The following is a 21774-nucleotide window of genomic DNA, read 5'->3' as shown; positions in this document are numbered from 1 at the left end:
CTGATGTTTTATACAATTAAAGAATTAGTCAAACAAAGCGCAGATTACGATTCTGTTGCTGATTTAATGGTACAGACAGAAATGAAGAATACTGACCGTAGTAAAGAATTCGTCCGTTCAACGATGGAACGTAACCTTGAAGTTATGGAAAATTCAATTAAAGAAGGTATTGCTGGTGTTAGATCAGTAACTGGTTTAACAGGTGGCGATGCCAAGAAAATGAATTCCTATATTGAAAAGGGCGACTTTTTAAGTGGCGAACCTATCTTGGAGGCCGTTCGAAATGCGGTTGCTGTTAACGAAGTCAACGCTAAAATGGGTTTGATCTGTGCTACACCGACTGCAGGTAGTGCTGGGGTATTGGCTGGAGTTTTGGTTGCAACTAGAGATCGTCTACATTTAACTCGTGAGCAACAAGTCGACTTTTTGTTCACAGCCGGTGCTTTTGGATTGGTAATCGCGAATAACTCATCTATTGCTGGTGCTGAAGGTGGATGCCAAGCTGAGGTAGGATCTGCGGCCGCAATGGCTTCAGCTGCCCTTGTGTGTGCTAAAGGTGGGACAGCACAAATGGCCGCAGAAGCCATCTCAATAACTTTGCAAAATATGATGGGCTTAGTATGTGATCCTGTAGCTGGCCTAGTAGAAGTTCCTTGTGTTAAACGTAATGCTTTAGGAGCTTCTCAAGCAATGATCTCCGCTGATATGGCATTGGCAGGAATTACAAGTGTGATACCAACTGATGAAGTGGTAGAAGCTATGCATCAAGTTGGACAAAAAATGCCTGCTATTTTCAAAGAGACGGCCGAAGGTGGATTGGCAACAACACCAACCGCTTTGAAATTGAAGAAAGAAATTTTTGGCGAATAAAATAAAAAACGTAATTTATTAATGTGTACCTAAAGTCAACATAATTAGGAGTTTACTTGTGGATAAAAATGCATATGATAAATTATTTACGTTGGATAAGGTGTTGAATAGGCCAAGAGTGAGGTTAGCAGGTATTAATGAACAGAAATGCTATTTTGCTCATGGTTTATTTGATGTAAATAAAAAATTTACTGTTATTATGAATTGCAAAGGACATAAAAAGAAAAAACTGTCTTTGATGATCAGGTCTAGTGATGGAGGCAATATGATGAGGTTTGATATTATAGGTAAATCCCATCATGGATACGCTACTCCTCACTTGCATATATTTAATTCTGAAAATATTTTTGACTGTGAATTCATTGAGAAATCTAGTCTTCCATTTCCACTTGGTAGAATTTCAAATGATTTTTTAGATTTTCAGAAAGATTTAGAAATATTTTTTATTTATAATAAAGTTAAACTGGATAACGTTGTTTTTGTAGAGGAGGGCGAATAATATTGGATTCTTCGTTAATAGATAATTATTTGAATTGGTTAAAAAGTCAATATCGTATTGAACAGCTAAATGGTAGCGATGAAATAGTAACTCCATTTACCAATTCAATAGGTGATAATATAACAATCTATGCCTCTTCAAATCCTGATGGAACGATAACTTTAACCGATGATTTTGACACAATTGGCGATTTAGAAATGATGGGGATGAATTTTGATACCTTAACCCGAAAAAAATATTTAAATAGTATATTGAGAAATTACAATGTTCAATGTGTTGATAAAGAGCTTTTTGTTGTGGGAGAAAGAATGAATTTCCCAGATATGAAGCAACGTTTAATGCAAGCAATAATTCATATTGATGATTTATTGATGACTCGTCAGGAGAAATATTCAGGATTTTTTAAGTCAGATGTTTATCAATTTTTTGAAAAAAATGATTTTGGTGGACTTAAGACTTATAGACCTTATGGAGAAAGCGGAAATAATTACGTGGTGGACTATACTATCCCCTTAAAAGGAAATCGTCCATTCAGATTCATTAATTTCACAAATACTTCTTCTTTTTCTACAATAGCAATGACTGGAGCTATGTACGGGGACATTTCAAATGGCTTGGAATATAACTTAAGTAATTCTGAGTTTATTATTATATATAATTCACAAATGTCTCGTCCCAGTCGTAAAAGTATGAATATAGCTGAAAAATACGATTTGAGGTTAATTCCTTGGGAAAACAAATCAGAAATAATGATGTTGAAATAAAATTAAGCTGAAAGAGTAAATCTTTCAGCTTTTTTAGTTATTCAGAAGTAAACTATTATATAAGAAAATTTTTTAATGGAAGGAATTTTATTAATGAAAAGACATACACATGCAGCCTGTACTTCGATTATGGTTGGTAAAAAGGCCTCAATTGACGGATCTAATTACATTGCTCGTAATGAGGACAATTTCGTAGCTAACTGGCCTAAGAAATTCTATGTACAAAAGGCGGTTAAGAATCGTCATGAAACTTATGTTTCACCATACAATAAGTTGACCGTTGAATTGCCAGAGAATGGCTATCGTTATACTACTTCTCCAGATGCTAACCAAGATGAGGGATATTATGAAGAGGATGGTATCAACGAAAAAAATGTTGGAATGAGTGCCACTGAAAGTGTGACAGCCAATGAAAAAGTTTTAGCCTATGATCCTTTGATTGAAAACGGTGTGGCCGAAGATTCGATGACTACTTTAGTTTTGCCATACATTGATTCAGCACGTGAAGGTGTTGAGTACCTAGGTAATTTGATTGCTAAATATGGTTCAACTGAGAGTAATGGCGTTGAATTCTTTGATAAAGATGATATTTGGTACATGGAAATTGCTACAGGCCACCATTGGGTAGCAATCCGTATCCCAGATGATTCTTATGCCGTAGCTGCCAATCAAATTGGTATTGAAGAAATTGATTTCTCTGATCCAGAAAATTATATGTGGTCTGATGGCATTCAAGAATTTGTTACCAAGAATAATTTAAATCCTGACTTCGATAGTTGGAATTTCAGACATATTTTTGGAACAGATACTAAAAAAGACCGCCATTACAACACACCACGTGTTTGGTACGGTCAAAGAATGTTGAATCCATCAGTTGAACAAGATCCCGAATCCTCGAACCTACCATTTCTGAGAAAACCAGAAAAGAAGATTGCAGTCGAAGATATCCAAGCTATTTTAGCTTCACACTATAATGAAACAAAATTCGATCCCATGGGTAGCGGCAGTGAAGAAGACAAAAAACGCTATCGTGCCATTTGTTTATCCAGAACAATGAATTCACATATTTTGCAAATGCGTGATACAGATACAGGCAATCAAGCCATTGAGTGGAAAGGACTAGGGATGCCATGCTTTAGCGCCTATGTGCCATTCTTTACCAATGCCAATGCGATTGACAAGTCATACAGCTTTGTACCAGAGAAGATGAATTTGGACAGTGCTTATTGGTTATACACAGCATTAGAATTCGTAGTAGAAAGTCACTATCAAGAATTTGTAGAACCTAATTTAGACTATCAAAAAGAATTAGAACAATGGGCATGCCAGAAGATAGCAGAAGTAGACGAGAAAGCTCTTAATCTGTCAGGAGAAGCCTTAACAGACTATCTAACAGAACAGAACAAAGAAATCGCTAAACACTTCAACGAAGCTACTAAAGCCCATTTAGGAGATTTAGTTACACAAGGAACAGAGCTAAGTAAGTTAACATTTAAGATGGATCCAAATCTATAGAGAGCAGAGAGCGAAGCAAGGGCGCCCATCCTCCGAGGATTTGCCTAAGGACTGGAATCGCACGCGTACTTTGCGGGCAATTTCAGTCCTGTAGCAAACCACAGGAGGTTGCCCTTGCGTAGCTCGTTTCCACTATAAGACATAGAACCATGGTTAACCATGAATAGAAACAAAACTATAAGACATAGAACCATGGTTAACTAGGAATAAAATCAAACCAAAAAAAATCAGTGCAACAACCCTCAAAAAGGGGTTGAAACACTGATTTTTTTAAACGCCGTTTATCTAATTCGATAACGCAAAATAGTTTTTACTTTCTCTTGAGTCACACGTCTACTATCAGATAAGTAAATTTCACGATGAATTTTAGAAGCACGCTCTCTATTTTGTTCTTCAACCAAACGATCCATTTTTTGAAAACTTTCAGATTCTGAATCAAAGCTACCCATGTGTAAAATTTGAGCTGCACTAGTAGCAGGATAAGTTTTAACTTCGAGATTATCGATTTCTGGTAGGTCTTTCTTTTCCCTAACTTCTTGTATGGCAAAAGTAATCAAGTCATCGGGAACAAAATTAGGAACTCGGATCATGATATCGTAACTGAATTCATTTTTATCAAGATGATCCATTTGTTGTCCTTTTGAAGTCAGTGACCAAACACCCTCCAAAGGGAAAATAGTATAATCATCAAATTCTAAGTCCTTGCCTTGGGCGTATTTCTTGTAAGTTGATTTGATTCCATAGGCTACGGGATACAATGTCTCAACTTTTTGTTTGAATTCACGTCCGTTAGGATTACCAGTTCCGTGGATAGAAATGAATTTTTGTTCAGGTACTGATAAAATCTTAGGGTCTTTCTTAGTAGAATATAATTCTTTATCTTGTTTGCGCCATTCGTATTTCATCGTCTGGCCTCCAAAAGTTTTTTAATTAATAACATTTTATCGCATTATAGGCACGTAACCAATTAAGATGCCAGCAGATAATATAGTCAAATCGTATTTTATTAATAATAAATAATAAGTAATTTTTTGACTAGAAAGGTGATGAAATCAGCCTAAAATTTTGTATAACTTCTTAATATACCACAATTAAAACGCTTTCTCACTACTTTTTTGCTATATCATGAGCTTTTTTTACCCAAAGTGACAATTTCTAGCCTATAATAGACATTGGGAAGTTTTCGTTTGAGAATATGATCAATGAAAGGTAGCGAAGGTATGCAGGTATATAAAAATTCCGCAGAACTAATAGAGCAAATTAAAGAGAGTTATCATAAGTTCATTGATGAATATGAGGGTATAACAGATGATGTTGCCGATGAAAGAATTGAGCAAGTGGACAAAACTCCACGTGAAATGCTCTCATATCAAGTCGGATGGATTAATATGATTTTAGCATGGGAAAAGGCTGAAGCTGGTGGGGAGAAGATCACCACTCCAACTCCTGGATATAAGTGGGATCAAATGCGTCAGCTCTACCATGACTTCAATATCAAATATGGTTCAGATGGCATAGATAATGAGAAAGAAGAATTAAGCAGCACAGTTGATGAACTTATTGCTTGGGTTGATAATATGTCACATGATGAATTGTTTAAACCAGGCGAACGTAAATGGGCAACAACCAAAGCAATGTGGCCCGTTGCTAAATGGATCAGAATCAACGCTGTTTCACCATTCAATAATTACAGTCGTCAAGTTAGAAAATGGAAGAACTTCAATTTAAGAGATAAGAGTACTGTTAATTCATAATAAAAAGGTCCGTATTGACTTAATGTCAGTACGGACCTTTTGTTGTCCATAGTAAAATAAAAAAGCCATTCACTTGAATGACTTTTACAATCCGAAATCTATTAGGAAGTAACCAATGGTTCCAATAATAATCAACATAGCGAAGTTGATTATGGTGAAATACATTAGATACTTTCCTGGATTTTTCTTGAAGAAAAATCGATATTGTTTGAAAGCCAACAAGTTAGCCAATGAACCAACGACAGTACCAAGTCCACCAATATTTGTACCTAAGAAGATAGCATGTACATATTTAGAGAACTTAGAAACTAAAATTGTGGTTGGAACATTACTGATGAATTGACTAGTAATGATCGAAGTTAAATAAGTGCTAGTTCTTGTTTGTAAAAATTGATGTAAGTTATTAACAATTGCTGGTTCACGGTTGATATTACCAACGGCAATAAAGAAACACATGAAAATTAAAACAATTGAGTAATCAACTGACGCAAGGATATGCGGATTGATAAAAATAACTAGCAAGATTGCTGCAATCAAAGATCCCCACATAGGAATTACGGAAAAAATTCCCAAAAAAATAATCACTGTGACAGCGACTGTTAAGGTTAAACTTGGAATGTTTAATTCAACAGCAGGCAACTCAGTTAGTTCAATTGGTTCTTTATCGAAGAAACGAGTTGATAGAAAAATCGCTAAGAAAGTAACAATTGTTATCGGAGTGGACATGATAAAGAATTGTTTGATTCCTAGATTAAAATGCGTCAACAGGAATAAGTTATGAGTATTACCAAAAGGCGTAAACATACTACCAAGGTTAGCGGCCATGGTAATAATAATGACCGGGAAAATTGGATTTACTTTAATATGCTTAGATAGTTGGTAAAATAAAGGAACTAAGGTTAAAATTGTAACATCATTAGTTAAGAACATAGCTCCAAAAAATGCTAAAGAGGCTAACATAAATATCATTTGACGTGTAGTTTTCGCTTTATGCGTCATATACGCGGCGTAATATTTTAGAAAGTCCAAATAGTCATAAATCTGGATTATAATCATCATAGATAATAGTGAAGCAAGTGTCTTCCAATTAATGTCCATCAATTGTGGTGGACTAATAAAGATTGATGTTAGAATTGCTGCTGCCCCAGCAATCCATAGCACCTTATCTGAAAATACACGTTTTAATACAGCCATTTATGTTTTCCCCTACAAAAAAGAAGTACCCTATCTAGTATAAAGATAAAAGTAGTGTTAAAAAAGATAATTATGTAAAAATTGCCGAAATATTTTTTAAAAGTTAAATATTCTAAAAATTATTTCCATGAAAAGCATAATATATCATAACCTAAGTATACTAAATATCAATTATAAGGAGTGTTAATATATGCAAATAATTATATCGATTTTATTATTCGTCCTCGGGATTGCCGTTATGGTGGTTTCTTTCAAGGCAAAAAAAGAGGTAGTTTATTATGCACTCCTAGCTGTTGGCTTAATTTTATTTTTTGCTGGCATCCACTTTATCTTCCCAAAATAATTAATGCCAAGTGGACATGAGACTGATATAATCTAGTCGTATCAAATAGGGGAGGTAATTTCCATGATCCTAAAAAAGACGGCTCTATTAGTCTTAGTTTCAATTATTCTCAGTATGATTGAAATGACAGTTGATCCGATGTTTATTTTAGGCAGAGCATCCTTGATATTCTCGGTATCGCTGATGTTTTTACTATCATTGCTATTTGTTAGACGTTTGTGGAAGTATGCAAACTAAAATGAGGTCAAAAAAGGAATCATCTCCAAATAATGGAAATGATTCCTTTTTTGTTTCATGAATGTTTCACAGGGAACACTAGTAATCCCCGTCAGCAATTTTTTCCAAAGTAGTTTTGGATGGGATGAAGAACAGATTGCCGGTAATTGGTGTACTGAAATCTAATAAACGGTCACTCTTAGTGAACATATTAGTCAACATACGATTAGTGATAGCAAATTCTTTGGAGTAACCAATAAAGTAAGTTCCTGTCACATCTTTTGCAGGGTCAGAGAAAGGCACGTTCATTCTAACAATTTTGTGTTCGACGCCACCTTCTTCATCTTTAGAAACAACGTTGTGGGCGTTAGGTAATTTTTCGTCATCATCCAATTCACGATCGGAGAACTTATGACGGCCAATGGCTTTTTCTTGATCTTCAGTTTTTAATTTTTTCCAAGCATCCATATTATGAATGTATTTTTGAGCAAAAGCATATGAACCATTAACAAATTCAGGGTCCTGTTCTTCGTCGATCAAAGTGTAATCCATTGATTCAACTCCGGCAGGATTTTCAGTTCCGTCAATAAAGCCAACGATAGAGCGTCCTTCCATGTATCTGAATCCATGAGTTTCATCTTCAACGGTTGTGATTGGACGTAAGATTTCCATGAATTGGTCCATTAGTTCATAGCAGACAGCCATCTTTTTGGAGCGAATATGAATGAATAGATCGCCAGGTGTGGAAACAGCTGTATATTTTGGTCCTTTGATTTCTTTAAAGTTTTCTAGTTCTTTTGGCTTTGGAGCATTTGGGAAAAGATAGTCCCAAGCATCTGATCCAAATCCCCAAGCAATGTGTGCTTGGGCTTCGGGGTCACGAATCCTCATACTGTTGATAATTGAATTGGACATGTCAGAAAATTCAGCGATGGCATCGCGGTCGTCCTCTAAGTTTTCACGCTTCAACATCAAGGTTGTAAAAATAACACTTTCCCCGGCGTCTTTATACACGTCTTGGGCTTTTTTTATATCTACAGTCATGAATCTACCTCCAGAATGTTTGTTTATACAGATAGCTTATCATAATATTCCTTTAGTAGTTATTATTAAAATTCATAAAATAAAATTCTTGATAATGTTAAAAATTAAGATAATAATAATTTTAATAAGATCGTTGAAAGGAAGAACAATATATGTGTACTAGTCTTAGTCTCGAAGCTTTGGATGGTTCAAAATTTTTAGCCAGAACAATGGATTTTGCTTTTGAATTGAATGGTCGTCCAACATTTTTACCAGAAAATTATCAATGGGTTTCTTCTTATGATAAGAAAGAATATTCCAGTAAATACGCTGTGATGGGAACAGGTGCCAAATATGGTGCTAATTACATGGTAGCGGATGGATTTAACGAATACGGTTTATCAGCGGCTGAATTATATTTTGCCAACGCTGCTAAATATGATAAGGAACCAGTTGAAGGAGAAATGAATCTGGTTGCTGAAGAATTTATCCTTTGGGCTTTGGGTAATAACAAATCAATTGAGGATTTGAAAGAAAATCTCAAACAAGTTCATTTGATCGAGTCAGATCGTGGCGTAATGAAACAAAATCAACCACTTCACTGGATTTTCAGTGATGCTACAGGAGCAACTTATATCCTTGAACCAGAAGGAAATGGATTAACTCTTCAAGAAGATAAAGTAGGAGTTATGACTAATACACCAGATTACAATTGGCACAAGACCAATTTAGCTAATTATTTAGGCGCACAAACTACTAACTTTTCAGCTAAGTCCTTTGGTGAAGAGGAAGTTATCCCATTAGGTCAAAATGGTACTTTCAGATTACCTGGTGGTTATACGGCTGTCGACAGATTTGTTAGAGCAGCTTTTATGCGTCAAAATACAGAAACACCTAAAGACAGTCATCAAGCTGTTAACACAATTTTGCATATGTTAGACAGTGTAACAATCCCTCGTGGCGTTAATATCAAAAATAACGGCGAATCAAGTTACACACAGTATCAAACTGTTTTGGACATGACAAACCGTGCCATGTACTTTGTACCTTATGGTAATCGTAGTGTTTATACTGTTAAAATGACTGACGATATGATCAAGAATCAAAAAGAACCTAAAGAATTCCCAGTAACAATGGAACAAGAATTCAAATCATTGAATTAATATTTTTATTGGAAAAGTAGCGATTATTTAGAAATCACAGTACGTTTTGTATGTATGTGTGTGTGTGATCTGGATAGTCGCTGCTTTTTTGTTTTGGTGAAGGATGTCGTCCTCCGCAAAAATTGGGAATGCTGTTGGAACGCTATGGGCGCGATTTGAAACTAATTATTTTACACTTCGTGCAAAATAATGGATTTCCAAAGTCGGCCTCATTGTAACCGGCAAAGCCGGTAACAATGATCTCATAGCTGAACGCATTCCCAATTTTTGTTCCAGACTAAGGAGTGTTTCTACTGTTTAGTTTGAAATAAATTTATTAGTTGGTATGGATACTTATTATCAGTTTGGGACGCGCAATCATATAGGAGTACTTGAGGAGAATAATATTGTTGATTTTTTATTTCCTCAAACAAGAAAGTCAAAGTGTTATTTAGGCCGGAGCAACAAGAAAATTGGCTCAGCCATGAGATTTACCTTAGCAATTTATTGCTTAGGTAAAGGCCGAGCTTGAAGATCCATGATTTTTCACGAAGTGGAAAATTATTAGCTTCCAGTCGGCCCATGGCGTTCCAGCCAAATTTTCTTGTTGCGGAGGCCGGCCCCTTAGCAAAATTAAATAAAAAGATGAGCTTTGGGATGTAATTAATCATTTTTATAAGATATAATCAAAACGAGAGATAGATACCATATTTTGAATTGGTGCGACCCAATTATAAAGTGAGGAAGAAAAATGGCTGATTTAGTTTATCAAAAAATCATTACATCTTTAAAGAAGGCAATCGACGACGGTGAATTTTCAGATATGAGATTACCAGATGAAAGATCTTTGGCAGAAAGTTATAACGTAAGTCGTAGCTCAATCAAAAGGGCTTTAGGCTTAATGTCTGATCAAGGCGTTATTTTTAAGAAGCGTGGTTCAGGAACTTTCGTCAATCCCTTATATTTGAAACAGGATTCATATTTTAACTATAGTGGAAAGAATTTGGGCATCACAGATAGTTTTAAGGCTAATGGACAAAAACCAGGTATCAAAGTATTGAAATTTGATGTGGTTCATCCAGATAAAGATTTGCAAGGAAATCTCTTTTTGAAGCCTAGCGAATTTGTATACTCGTTTAAAAGACTACGTTTATTGGACGATGTGCCTTTTATGGTAGAGACGGGCTACATTCCAATTAAATTAGCTCCAGAGTTGTCTGAACAAATTGCTTCCGAATCTATCTTTAATTATGTAGAATCTGAGTTAGGAAAAGAAGTCAATAAAACTTATCTAACGATTTCAGCCGAGCCATCTGATGACGAAGGTAAAAAATTATTAAATCTATCTGCCAATGAACCTGTAGGTATCATGGAAGGTATTTTCTTTTTGGACGATGGGACACCGTTTGAATTCTCGACCATGAAGCTACATTACAAGTATTTTAAGTATGATTCATTCGTTGATCTAGACAATAAGTAAGCATTTTCAATAATTGGGTCGAACCAATTATAAAAGTGGTTGACTTCTATCCAGAAACTGGTTACAATAATAATTGTAAAAACTTAAGGAGTGTGCTGGTAATGACTGATTACTCATCAAAAGAATATTTAAGTTTACTTGATAAATATTGGCGTGCAGCCAACTATGTTTCTGTTGGACAATTATATTTAAAAGATAATCCTTTATTAAGACGTGAATTAAAAGCTAGTGATGTTAAGGTTCACCCAATTGGACACTGGGGAACTATTGCTGGACAAAACTTTATTTATGCCCATTTGAACCGTGCAATAAACAAGTACGGACTAAAAATGTTTTATATTGAAGGCCCAGGTCATGGTGGGCAAGTTATGGTTTCTAACTCATATCTAGATGGAAGCTATACAGAAATTTATCCTGAAATCACAGAAGATACTAAGGGTATGCAAAAGCTCTTCAAGCAATTCTCATTCCCAGGTGGTGTTGCATCTCATGCTGCCCCTGAGACACCAGGATCAATGCATGAAGGTGGAGAATTAGGTTATTCTCTATCACACGGTGTTGGTGCAATTCTTGATAACCCTGACGAAATCGCTGCTGTAGTTATTGGTGATGGTGAATCTGAAACTGGCCCATTGGCTGCTTCATGGTTCTCAAATGTCTTCATTAACCCAGTTAATGATGGTGCTGTATTGCCAATCTTGAATCTAAATGGTTTCAAGATTTCTAACCCAACAATCTTGTCACGTAAGAGTGATGAAGATCTAACTAAGTACTTTGAAGGTATGGGTTGGGATCCAATGTTCGTTGAAGGAACAGATCCTGAAAAGATGCATCCAGAAATGGCTAAGACTGTTGATGCTGCTATCGAAAAGATTAAGAGTATTCAAGAAGAAGCTAGAAAACATCCAGCTTCAGAAGCTAAGATGCCTAAGTGGCCTGTAATTATCTTCCGTGCACCTAAGGGCTGGACTGGTCCAAAGACATGGGATAATGCACCTATCGAGGGTTCATTCAGAGCTCACCAAATTCCAATTCCTGTTGACCAAAATGATATGCAACATGCAGACAAGTTGGTTGAATGGTTGGAATCATACAAACCTGATGAACTATTTGATGAAAATGGTACTTTGAAGCCAGAAATCGCTGCTATTACACCTAAGGGTCAAAGCAGAATGGCTATGAACCCAATCGTTAACGGTGGGGTTGATCCTAAACCTCTTGATTTGCCAGACTACAAGAACTATGCTTTGAAGTTTGACAAACGTGGTGCTACAGAAGCTCAAGATATGATTGAATTAGGTAAATATATGAACGGTGTTATCAAGAATAACCCTGATAACTTCAGACTATTTGGACCTGATGAAACAATGTCTAACCGTCTATATGGCGCATTTGAAGCTAGTCCTCGTCAATGGATGGAACCCGTTGATGAACCATGCGATCAATATGAAGCACCAGTTGGCCGTATCATCGATTCACAACTTTCAGAACATCAAGCTGAAGGATTTAACGAAGGTTATACGTTGACAGGTCGTCACGGTATCTTCGCAAGTTACGAAGCCTTCTTGAGAGTTGTCGACTCAATGCTTACACAACACTTCAAGTGGTTGAGAAAAGCTAACGAATTGAGTTGGAGAAATAAGTATCCTTCACTAAACGTTATTGCTACATCAACTGCTTTCCAACAAGATCATAATGGTTACACTCACCAAGACCCAGGTATCATTACTCACTTGGCTGAAAAGAAACCAGAATACATCCGTGAATACTTCCCAGCTGACACAAACTCATTGCTTGCTGTTATGCCTAAGATTTTGGATGATCAAGAAAAGATCAACTTGTTGGTAACTTCTAAACAACTTAGACCTCAATTCTACACAATTGAGGAAGGTGAAGAATTAGCTGATAAAGGACTTAAGGTTATTGACTGGGCATCAAATGACAACGGTGATCCTGATATCGTTATCGCTGCTGCTGGTACAGAACCAAACCTTGAAGCCTTAGCTGCTATTAGTATTCTAAGAAAACAAAAACCAGAAATTAAGATCAGATTCGTTAACGTTGTTGATCTATTGAAGTTGAGATCACCAAGAGTAGACCCTCGTGGTTTAACTGATGAACAATTCAATGAAATCTTCACTGTTGACAGACCAGTATTGTTCGCATTCCATGGTTTCGAAGATATCATTAAAGACATCTTCTTCGAACGTGACAATCATAATCTATACGTTCATGGTTACCGTGAAGAAGGAGATATTACAACTCCATTCGACATGCGTGTTGTTAACCAAATGGATAGATTCCACTTAGCTGAAGAAGCTGCTGTTGCTGTTCAAGGCGACGGTGCATCTAGCTTTGCAGATGAAATGGAAGGTATCGTTGACAAACACAACAAGTACATTCGTGAATATGGTGACGATTTACCAGAAGTAAAGAACTGGACTTGGGAATAAAAAAATTCAGATAACTAATAAATAGCATCTAGTAATCCTATTCTGGATTATTAGGTGCTATTTTTTTGGTCCGTATGAATAAAATTAGAATTGATATAAGTTATTAGTGATAAACGTGTGTTCACACATACTTAACAAGTGTCCGCAAAGACCGCTACGACAGTGATTACGGAACAAATAAAATTAAAAATAATTGAATAAGTTTATTTTTAATTTTCAAAGGAAAATAACTTAGAAAACTTTGAGAGTTTTCTGAAATCCCACTCAGAGTAGAGTTTTATCCTTAATTTCTTCTAAGATAATAATATGGTTTATTAGAAAGAAATTTGCAATTTAAAAAACGGCTGGAAGTACTGATCTAATGGGTTGTAAATCACTTTTTGACGTGTTATTCTCATCTATGGAAAAAAGGAGAAAGAACACTTAAGGGGTGGATATTATGACAACAAGAAACGTAAAATTCATGAAAGTAGTACTAATGGCGGTAGTGGCCATGTTATTAATGATTTTATTCGTTTTACAAAGCCGATACTCCATTCCAGTTGCTGGTTTAGCATTGATTGCTTTAGCAGTATACTCAGAAGACAGAATTTCTAAGAAGCATACTTTCAAGTTTACTATTTAGTCAAATAGTACAAATTATTTTAGGGAGTCCAGATGGGCTTCCTTTTTTTGTACCTTCAAAAGCTCACTAACAATGCATTTATATAGTGATATAATTGCATTATTTAATTAATAGGGGGCTGGAATGATTGAAAAGGGGATATAAGTTAAATATTCTAATTAATTCATTAGGGGTACTTATGGCCTTGGGCTTGCTCGGTAACAATACGATAGTTCAAGCACAAACTGATCCAGCTACTCTGAATGATGAAAATGTTTCTTTAAGTGATATCAAATATGCTGGCACCGATGGAACATGTCAGTGGTATATTTCGAATGATGATATTTTACATATTAAATCGGGAACGTTAGCTAGTGGTTCTTTGGGGAAAATGTTGACAGTCGATGAAAACAAATATTCTAAAGTTAAATTTGATAATGAAAAACAAAATGTTAAACGAATCATTTTTGAAGGAAATGTCTATTTGCCAGAAGATTCATCGTGGCTCTTTACAGGTTTAGGAAATAATTTGGACGGAACCTCGGGATTAGTTGAAATCAAGAATGCTGATAGACTGAATACTACTAATGTGAAAGATATGAGCCATATGTTTGATGGTTTGAGTAGTCTGAAGTCAGTCGACGTTTCAACTTGGGATGTTTCAGGAGTCATAGATATGAGTTATATGTTCCATAACACTGGATTAGCAGTGATCGATGTTTCCAATTGGAATACGGGTAATGTTTTAGATATGCAAAGTATGTTTAGTTCCAGTAATGTGGATTCGGAATTGGAAGATTTGAACGTTTCGGCCTGGAATGTCAGTAACGTTAAGAATATGTCTTCAATGTTTGCAAAAGTCGACAAGCTAAAAAACTTAGATGTTTCCAATTGGAATATTAGTAATGTTGAAAAAATGAAGCATATGTTCAGTGGTGCTCAAAAGATAAAAGTATTAGATTTTAGTAATTGGGACAACAAACAAGTTAAATCAACAGGATTACTGTCAGGTACTAATATAAAACGATTAGATCTGCCACCTAATTTTTCACTGAGACACTCAGATTTAGGACAGGATTTAACTGGAAATGACAATTTTCAAAAGTGGATGATTACTGATAGAAAGGGCAATGAACGCGTAATTACTAGTAAACAGCTAATTAAAAGTAATTATGTTGGGGTCGCCAAAAGTGCTAAGAACCTAGCCGTCTTTGATGTTAATGTACCTAATAACGTTAACCAACGAATTGTGAATAAGAACGTTCTAGGAAGTCTTAAAAATGGGACGGCAACTTTAACAATTAAAATTCCGCAAAAAGATGGCTATAAGGTTAATAAAAAATTTATTACCTTCACGATCGATACGACTAAATTGCAGGCTACAAAGGGACGTTACATCGTTTCTTCACCAGAGAGGGTAACTTATAAGAAGATTGATTCAAAAGGGCAGATCAGCTCTGTGAACCATCTATTAGCTACGTTACCGAATAAGAAAGCCACAATATATGATGATAACGGTCATAAAACAAGTAACAAATTGACAACTCAAACTAACTGGTTAAGTGATAAACAGATGAAAGATGGTCCAATCTATTATCGTGTTGGCATCAATCAGTGGGTCAGAGAAGATGATGTTTACGTCTATCAGACACAGTCTTTAATTGTCCAAACGGGTAATTTAGATAATGATTTGGTAAATGCTCAAGGACAGCCAGTACCACAAAGAAATCTATCATCACAAACTAGCTGGCAAGTGGATCGATTAGCTTACCTAAATGGAAAGACTTATTATCGTGTGGCAACAAATGAGTTTGTTCCAACGGCGGATGTGACGATTGTTAAATAGAATTGGATAAGTATGCCGTCGTTCGTAGAAAATCCGTGGGCCGCTGGAACGTGGTGGACACGACTTGAAGCTAATAATTTTCCACTTCGTGCAAAATCATGGATCTCCAAGCTCGGTCTTCTACTAACCTTGCTGACGCAAGCTAAGTAGAACTTCACCACTGAGGGCCCACAGATTTTCTACGAACGACTAGATTTCTATTTTTAGTATTATTTATTAAAGCTGCGGTATTTGGATAGTACAATCGGATAAAGATTAGAAACTTTGCTCTATTTACTCTAATGGTGAGAATAGGGTATATGTATCTATCAATATTATTTAAAAGTGTTTTATCATGTTAAAAATATCAGTACTAAAAAGGGCACTTATATCGACCGAAATGGTTGGTATAAGTGCCTTTTGAATTTGGAAATATTTTTTTAGTGAGGTATAGTGAATAAAATATTTTATTCAAACTAAACAATCAAAGAACTCTTTAGTCCGGAGTGAAAATTGGGAATGCGTTCAGCCATGAGATTATTGTTATCGGCTTTGCCGATTACAATAAGGCCGGTTTTGAAGATCCATTATTTTGCACGAAGTGTAAAATGATTAGCTTCAAAACGGCCCATAGCGTTCGAATGCATTCCCAATTTTCGCGGAGGACATATCCCAATCTCTATCCCTTAATCAGCGTAAGGCAATGAATCCGCAGATACATCCTCTTTATTTAGCAAGATAATATTTTCACCCTTTTGTTTACGACGTTCGATATCTTTTTCGCCCCAAACGCAAAGATCTTCGAGAATCTTGTTGAGTGATTCGCCGTAATCAGTTAAAGAATACTCAACTTTTGGCGGAATCTGACTGTAAACTTTACGGTCGATAATACCGTCATCTTCCAATTCCCTCAATTGTTGAGTTAACATTTTTTGAGTGATATTAGGGATGGCACGTCGTAATTCACCTGTGCGCATGATTCCGTGTTTGAGGTGACAAAGAATAATTGGCTTCCATTTGCCACCAATAATTCTCATTGTATCTTCAACACCAATGTTATAAATTGCTTGTTTCATAATTGCCATCCTCCTTAGTATTTGTATAGTAACATCACTATTTATTCATAGCAATTTTCTAATTCTGGTTCACGAGCTGGATTGTTTTCCATTCTAATGAGGATAGCAATCAAAATGATACCGACAACGAGCATGGCAATTCCTAACCAAGGAGTGTTGATCAGTTGATTGTGAGCTACGGCTTGACCACCGATAGTTGAACCTAAAGTGATGCCTACGTTGAAAGCTGAAATATTCAATGCAGAGGCCAATGGGACTTCGTTAGGCGTATATTTCTCAGCTAGTTGAACAATGTACAACTGCAATCCAGGAACGTTCATAAAGGCAAAGAGGCCTAATAAGAGGATAGCTAGTAAACCTAAGAAGTGTAGATTGATAACTAAGCGGGTAATCAATAAGGCAATTCCCAAACCGACAAACATTCTCAAAAGAGCGATTAAGGGACGCTTATTGGCCCATCTACCACCAAGAGTATTTCCGATAGCAACAGCTACGCCGTAAAAAATTAGGATAATGACAATGGCACTCTGTGACCAACCCATATTTTTATTGAGGATAGTAGTTAGGTAAGTATAAACGGGGAAAGTAGCTCCGTAACCTAAAGCGGTGATAAGCAAGATCAACAGTAGTTGTGGTTGCTTAAGAATCTTCCAAATACCTTTGACACTAGTTGGTTTTGGCAATGGTAATTCTTTTGGTACGAGGATGATATTAGTGATCAAACCAACTAATCCCAAGGCAACCAAGAAGAAGAACGACATACGCCAGTTAAAAGTTTGGCCGATAAATGTCCCTAGTGGAACACCCGTGATAGTTGCGACGGTTAAACCTGTAAACATGACAGCAATGGCTGAAGCACGTTTGTTAGGTGCGACTACGTCGGCAGCAATCAATGAAGCAATTGTCATGAAAATTCCATGAGATAGTGCGGCAATGACACGACCAGCCAATAAAATGGCAAAGCTAGGTGCTAGTGCAGCTAACATGTTACCAATGATGAAACTGACCATAATACCAATCAACAGTTTCTTGCGATCCCAACGATTAGTAATTAGAGCCAAGATTGGAGCACCAAACATGATTCCAGTAGCGTAGATAGAAACAGTTAGCCCTCCTTGTGCTAGTGAGATGCCAAAAGTTTTTGTTAGTAATGGCATGATCCCAACACTGATAAATTCCGTAGATCCAATAGCAAAGGCACTGATAGCCAATGATAAGAGAATCCAAGTTGATGAAACTTTTTTATTCATAATTTTTCCCTCCTACAGCGAATAATGAGTATGTGAATCATTATATGGGGTTGGGAGAAATAAACAATTACGTACTTTAAAGTGCAGTAGGTACTAAAAAGTACCTATAAAATTAAATTAAAATATTTTAATGATATTATTGACATATTAATTTTTGAATGTTTAACTAGAAAATGTAAATTGCAAACGAGGAGAACTTTATTATGAAAACTAATAAACAGTTGTCACATTTGAATAATCAATTTGCCTTTAGCTTTTTCTTTAGATAGCGTTTGTATTCAGTCTCTGGATGCGAACGCGTACGTGTTCGTATCTATTGATTGGCTAAAGCTTTTAAACATGTCTTTGAAGCCAGATAGATACGGGTTGAATCTATCTGGAGATAAATTGCGCCCGGGCAAACCAGTTAGATTCGATTACGAATCTAGCTGGTTTTTTTTATATTCTCAGGAGGGTTTTTCATGAAAAAATATTTAATCGGATTAATGACAATTATGGCGGCAGTTATTCTCGCAGGATGTACCAACAGTTCAACTGCTACAGATAAGAAGACTATTAACGTTGGAATCTTACAGGTAGTACCTCATGGTTCATTGGACGAGGCACGCAAAGGATTCAAAGAGGAATTGAGCAAAGAAGTCAAACAACACGATAAATCAATGAAAGTTAATTACAACTATCAAAACGCCCAGGGGGATCAGGCTAATTTAAATTCAATGGCTCAACAATTAACGCAAAAGAAGAATGATTTGATCTTAGGAATTGCCACTCCTTCTGCACAAGCTTTGGCCAAGAAAACTAAATCAACTCCAATTGTAGTTACAGCGGTAACTAATCTGAAGAGTGCTAGATTAGTGAAGGATGATCGTAAACCGGCAACCAATGTTACTGGTACCAAAGATTTGGGTCCCGTGGATAAACAAGTCAAACTGTTAACAACTTTGACCAAGAGTTCGAAACCAATTGGGGTTATGTACAACTCATCTGAAGAGAACTCCGTTTTGCAGGTCAAAATGGTTAAGGAATATGCTAAGAATCACCACATTAAATTAAACATCGTCAGTGTGACAAGTACTAATGATGTGGCCAGTGCAGTTTCAGGGATGGCTGATAAAGTTTCAGGAATCTATTTGCCAACAGATAATCTAATGGCTAGTTCGATGAAAACAATCGGTAAAAAAGCTCGTGAAGCTAAATTGCCAGTTGTTACAGGTTCAATTGAAATGGCTGAAGATGGCGGTGTCGCTACTTACGGAATCAACTATAACGATTTAGGTAAACAGACCGCTAAGATGGCTTACAAGATTTTGATCGACAAAAAGAAACCTCAGGATATGCCTGTTGAAACTTCACATACTTTGAGACTTTATGTCAATAAAGCTAATGCCAAAGCTATCGGCATCGATCCAAGCAAAATTACGAAACCATAGGTGATAAAAATGATTATATCTAGTTTAGGACAAGGATTACTGTGGGCGCCATTAGCAATCGGTGTCTTCATTACATTTAGAATTTTAGATATACCGGATCTAACAACAGAAGGTAGTTTTCCATTTGGAGCAGCTGTGACAGTTAGTCTGATGATTAAAGGACAATCCGCACTAGTAGCGACAATTGTTGGTTTCTTAGCAGGCTGTGTAGCCGGTTTGATCACTGGAATCTTGGATACAAAATTGAAGATTCCATCATTGTTGGCAGGAATTTTGACGATGACCGGCTTATATTCGATCAATATGCACATTATGGGAAAATCTAACGTTCCATTACTAACGCAAAAAGTTTTGACCGGATATTTACCAGAAAGTCTCACCGTTGATATGCAAACAATTGTGTTAGGACTTATCGTAGTCGCAATAGTAATGGCTGTACTTTATTGGCTCTTTAAGACACGTTTAGGATTGTCACTAATGGCGACCGGCGATAACAAGAACATGTCAGCTGCTAATGGAATCAATACTGACGGGATGATTATCTTTGGTTATATGATCTCCAATGGTCTAATTGCTCTATCAGGAGCATTGATTGCTCAAAATAATGGTTACGCCGATATTGGTATGGGAATAGGAACAATTGTTATCGGTTTAGCATCAGTTTTAGTCGGAGAAATTTTCTTACGTGGTTACAATATTTTAGTCAGATTATCAGCCATGGTGCTAGGTGCCATTGTTTATCGTTTCTTGTTAACAGTTGCGATGAGTTTAGGATTCCCAGCCGATGATTTAAAAATTTTATCAGCAATAATCTTGATAATCGTAATCTGCGTACCAATTATTCAAAATCGAATCAGGACGAAGCGCCAATTGAAAAAGTATTTAGCACAAATGGAGGACGAAGACGATGGAAGTATTACAAGTAAAGCATCTGCAAAAAGTATTCTTTCCCGGGACTAGAAACGAGCGTCACGTTTTGAAGAATATCAATTTAAACGTTTATGAAGGAGACTTCATTTCCGTAATTGGAAACAATGGTGCCGGCAAGTCTACTCTAATGAATGCCATCGCGGGGACCTTAAGTGCTGACGCGGGTGAAATTGATCTAGTAAAACATGATGTTTCCAAAAAATCAGTCGCATACCGATCACGTTGGATGTCACGAGTTTTCCAGGATCCAAAGATGGGGACCGCAGGAGATTTGACGGTAATGCAAAATCTAGTTTTAGCCAAAAGTCACACCAAAACAATCAGTTTAAAGTGGTATCAGAAAAAAGCTGAACAAGAGAAATATTTAGCTTTGTTGAAGACACTTAATATGGGCTTAGAGAACTTCTTGAACACTCAAGTGAAGTACCTCTCTGGTGGACAAAGACAAGCTTTATCGCTGTTAATGGCGACATTGAGCAAACCTAAGCTATTGCTGTTAGACGAGCACACTGCAGCGCTAGATCCCAAAACGAGCCAGGAAGTAATGTCGATAACGAATAGTATCGTCAAGGAACAGAAGTTAACGACAATGATGATCACACACAAAATGTCAGATGCATTAAAATATGGCAATCGTTTGATCATGGTTCAAGATGGACAAATCAAGTTAGATGTCAGTGGAGAACAAAAGGATAATTTGGATAAAGAGTCATTATTAGAAGCATTTGAGTAGGATGCCGTTCTTTAGCTTAGTTAATGTAAGCTGCCGTCCTCCGCAAAAATTGGGAATGCTGTTGGAACGCTATGGGCGCGATTTGAAACTAATTATTTTACACTCCGTGTAAAATAATGGATTTTCAAAGTCGGCCTCATTGTAACCGGCAAAGCCGGTAACAATGATCTCATAGCTGAACGCATTTCCAATTTTTGCTCCGGACTGAATGGCACGTTGATTGATTAATAACCCTTAGATTAGAAATGCTGGGATTTTCTATTATGATTAGCTCAAGTATGCATATATGATTCCACTAACACATGTAAATTACGCATAGAGGATGTTAAACGAATGTGATTGTGTTGAATTAAATAGAACTGAAAATTATTTTACAAGGCTCAAAAATAATCCAAATTCTTATGTGAATAGTGCTAACATTTCTGAATTAATTGAGACAAATAATAAAATACGTTATCAAGTCGGAAGAAAAATCTCTGTGGACCCTCAGTGGTGAGATCTGACTTAACGATTTATCGTTTAGTCAAAGACCGAGCTTAAAGACAATTGCGATTTTCAATTGGCTTCAAGTCGTGTCCACCACGTTCTGCTATAGTCCCACTATGGTTGACATTTTAAATACTATAAATTCATATTCTCAGCCATGGAGGGATTTCATGCCGAAATACACATC

At 36.4% G+C, this 21774-nt stretch carries 20 protein-coding genes; 15 read left to right on the top strand and 5 right to left on the bottom strand.

Features of this window, described 5'->3' with window-relative positions; all coding sequences use genetic code 11:
• Positions 1-3 precede the first annotated feature (3 nt).
• The 4 genes from sdaAA to U8526_RS11860 all read left to right on the top strand — a co-directional run bounded on the left by sdaAA (position 4) and on the right by U8526_RS11860 (position 3648).
• Positions 4-870 (top strand): L-serine ammonia-lyase, iron-sulfur-dependent, subunit alpha, encoded by an 867-nt coding sequence (gene sdaAA, locus U8526_RS11875; protein WP_334342181.1) that lies wholly within the window; start codon positions 4-6, stop codon positions 868-870.
• 58 nt (positions 871-928) lie between these two features.
• Positions 929-1369, top strand: coding sequence for a hypothetical protein (locus tag U8526_RS11870; protein ID WP_334342180.1), 441 nt, complete (start codon positions 929-931; stop codon positions 1367-1369).
• 2 nt (positions 1370-1371) lie between these two features.
• Positions 1372-2133, top strand: coding sequence for a DUF1828 domain-containing protein (locus tag U8526_RS11865; RefSeq protein WP_334342179.1), 762 nt, complete (start codon positions 1372-1374; stop codon positions 2131-2133).
• 93 nt (positions 2134-2226) lie between these two features.
• Positions 2227-3648, top strand: coding sequence for a C69 family dipeptidase (locus tag U8526_RS11860; protein WP_334342178.1), 1422 nt, complete (start codon positions 2227-2229; stop codon positions 3646-3648).
• A 281-nt stretch (positions 3649-3929) separates the two neighbouring features.
• Here the strand turns inward: U8526_RS11860 and U8526_RS11855 are convergent, their stop codons facing one another.
• Positions 3930-4553: a GyrI-like domain-containing protein gene (locus U8526_RS11855; RefSeq protein ID WP_334342177.1), complete on the bottom strand. Its 624-nt coding sequence runs from the start codon at positions 4551-4553 to the stop codon at positions 3930-3932.
• A 297-nt stretch (positions 4554-4850) separates the two neighbouring features.
• Here U8526_RS11855 and U8526_RS11850 point away from each other — a divergent pair, with 297 nt between their 5' ends.
• Positions 4851-5402 carry a ClbS/DfsB family four-helix bundle protein gene (locus U8526_RS11850; protein WP_334342176.1) on the top strand — a complete coding sequence of 184 codons (552 nt, stop codon included), beginning with the start codon at positions 4851-4853 and terminating at the stop codon, positions 5400-5402.
• 84 nt (positions 5403-5486) lie between these two features.
• Here U8526_RS11850 and U8526_RS11845 read toward each other — a convergent pair whose 3' ends face one another.
• Positions 5487-6596, bottom strand: coding sequence for an SLC13 family permease (locus tag U8526_RS11845; RefSeq protein ID WP_334342175.1), 1110 nt, complete (start codon positions 6594-6596; stop codon positions 5487-5489).
• Between the two features lie 190 nt (positions 6597-6786).
• Between U8526_RS11845 and U8526_RS13010 the strand changes: the two genes are divergently transcribed.
• Both U8526_RS13010 and U8526_RS11840 read left to right on the top strand, forming a co-directional pair.
• Positions 6787-6939, top strand: coding sequence for a DUF6095 family protein (locus tag U8526_RS13010; RefSeq protein WP_442886254.1), 153 nt, complete (start codon positions 6787-6789; stop codon positions 6937-6939).
• A gap of 63 nt (positions 6940-7002) precedes the next feature.
• A complete protein-coding gene (locus tag U8526_RS11840) occupies positions 7003-7176 on the top strand; it encodes a hypothetical protein (RefSeq protein ID WP_334342174.1) in 174 nt (57 codons plus the stop codon).
• 78 nt (positions 7177-7254) lie between these two features.
• Here the strand turns inward: U8526_RS11840 and U8526_RS11835 are convergent, their stop codons facing one another.
• Positions 7255-8199: a Dyp-type peroxidase gene (locus U8526_RS11835; RefSeq protein ID WP_334342173.1), complete on the bottom strand. Its 945-nt coding sequence runs from the start codon at positions 8197-8199 to the stop codon at positions 7255-7257.
• Positions 8200-8351: 152 nt separating this feature from the next.
• Between U8526_RS11835 and U8526_RS11830 the strand changes: the two genes are divergently transcribed.
• From U8526_RS11830 to U8526_RS11810, 5 genes are all read left to right on the top strand, one after another.
• Positions 8352-9341 (top strand): choloylglycine hydrolase family protein, encoded by a 990-nt coding sequence (locus tag U8526_RS11830; protein ID WP_334342172.1) that lies wholly within the window; start codon positions 8352-8354, stop codon positions 9339-9341.
• 730 nt (positions 9342-10071) lie between these two features.
• Complete coding sequence (locus U8526_RS11825; protein ID WP_334342171.1) at positions 10072-10800, top strand: GntR family transcriptional regulator; 729 nt, start codon at positions 10072-10074, stop codon at positions 10798-10800.
• A 101-nt stretch (positions 10801-10901) separates the two neighbouring features.
• Positions 10902-13253 carry a phosphoketolase family protein gene (locus U8526_RS11820; RefSeq protein ID WP_334342170.1) on the top strand — a complete coding sequence of 784 codons (2352 nt, stop codon included), beginning with the start codon at positions 10902-10904 and terminating at the stop codon, positions 13251-13253.
• A gap of 439 nt (positions 13254-13692) precedes the next feature.
• Positions 13693-13878: a hypothetical protein gene (locus U8526_RS11815; protein ID WP_334342169.1), complete on the top strand. Its 186-nt coding sequence runs from the start codon at positions 13693-13695 to the stop codon at positions 13876-13878.
• Between the two features lie 127 nt (positions 13879-14005).
• Positions 14006-15703 carry a BspA family leucine-rich repeat surface protein gene (locus tag U8526_RS11810; protein WP_334342168.1) on the top strand — a complete coding sequence of 566 codons (1698 nt, stop codon included), beginning with the start codon at positions 14006-14008 and terminating at the stop codon, positions 15701-15703.
• Between the two features lie 665 nt (positions 15704-16368).
• On the opposite strand, the gene U8526_RS11805 is transcribed toward U8526_RS11810, so the two are convergent.
• On the bottom strand, positions 16369-16758 hold the full coding sequence (locus U8526_RS11805; protein WP_334342167.1) for a winged helix-turn-helix transcriptional regulator: 390 nt from the start codon (positions 16756-16758) through the stop codon (positions 16369-16371).
• Positions 16759-16799: 41 nt separating this feature from the next.
• Positions 16800-18008: an MFS transporter gene (locus tag U8526_RS11800; RefSeq protein WP_334342166.1), complete on the bottom strand. Its 1209-nt coding sequence runs from the start codon at positions 18006-18008 to the stop codon at positions 16800-16802.
• A 461-nt stretch (positions 18009-18469) separates the two neighbouring features.
• Here U8526_RS11800 and U8526_RS11795 point away from each other — a divergent pair, with 461 nt between their 5' ends.
• From U8526_RS11795 to U8526_RS11785, 3 genes are read left to right on the top strand one after another with little or no spacing between them, the layout of a single operon-like run.
• The gene (locus U8526_RS11795; protein ID WP_334342165.1) at positions 18470-19438 is read left to right on the top strand and encodes an ABC transporter substrate-binding protein; all 969 of its coding nucleotides are present in this window, start codon (positions 18470-18472) and stop codon (positions 19436-19438) included.
• A gap of 9 nt (positions 19439-19447) precedes the next feature.
• The gene (locus U8526_RS11790) at positions 19448-20398 is read left to right on the top strand and encodes an ABC transporter permease (protein ID WP_334342164.1); all 951 of its coding nucleotides are present in this window, start codon (positions 19448-19450) and stop codon (positions 20396-20398) included.
• Positions 20346-21101 carry an ABC transporter ATP-binding protein gene (locus tag U8526_RS11785; RefSeq protein ID WP_334342163.1) on the top strand — a complete coding sequence of 252 codons (756 nt, stop codon included), beginning with the start codon at positions 20346-20348 and terminating at the stop codon, positions 21099-21101. Before U8526_RS11790 ends, U8526_RS11785 begins: the two co-directional genes overlap by 53 nt.
• Positions 21102-21774 lie beyond the last annotated feature (673 nt).

Origin of the sequence: Companilactobacillus sp. HBUAS56275 (assembly GCF_036913655.1) — a bacterium.
GTDB classification, from domain to species: domain Bacteria; phylum Bacillota; class Bacilli; order Lactobacillales; family Lactobacillaceae; genus Companilactobacillus; species Companilactobacillus pullicola.
Note: the sequence above shows the minus strand (reverse complement) of the source record. Positions and strands in the feature narration are given on the sequence as shown.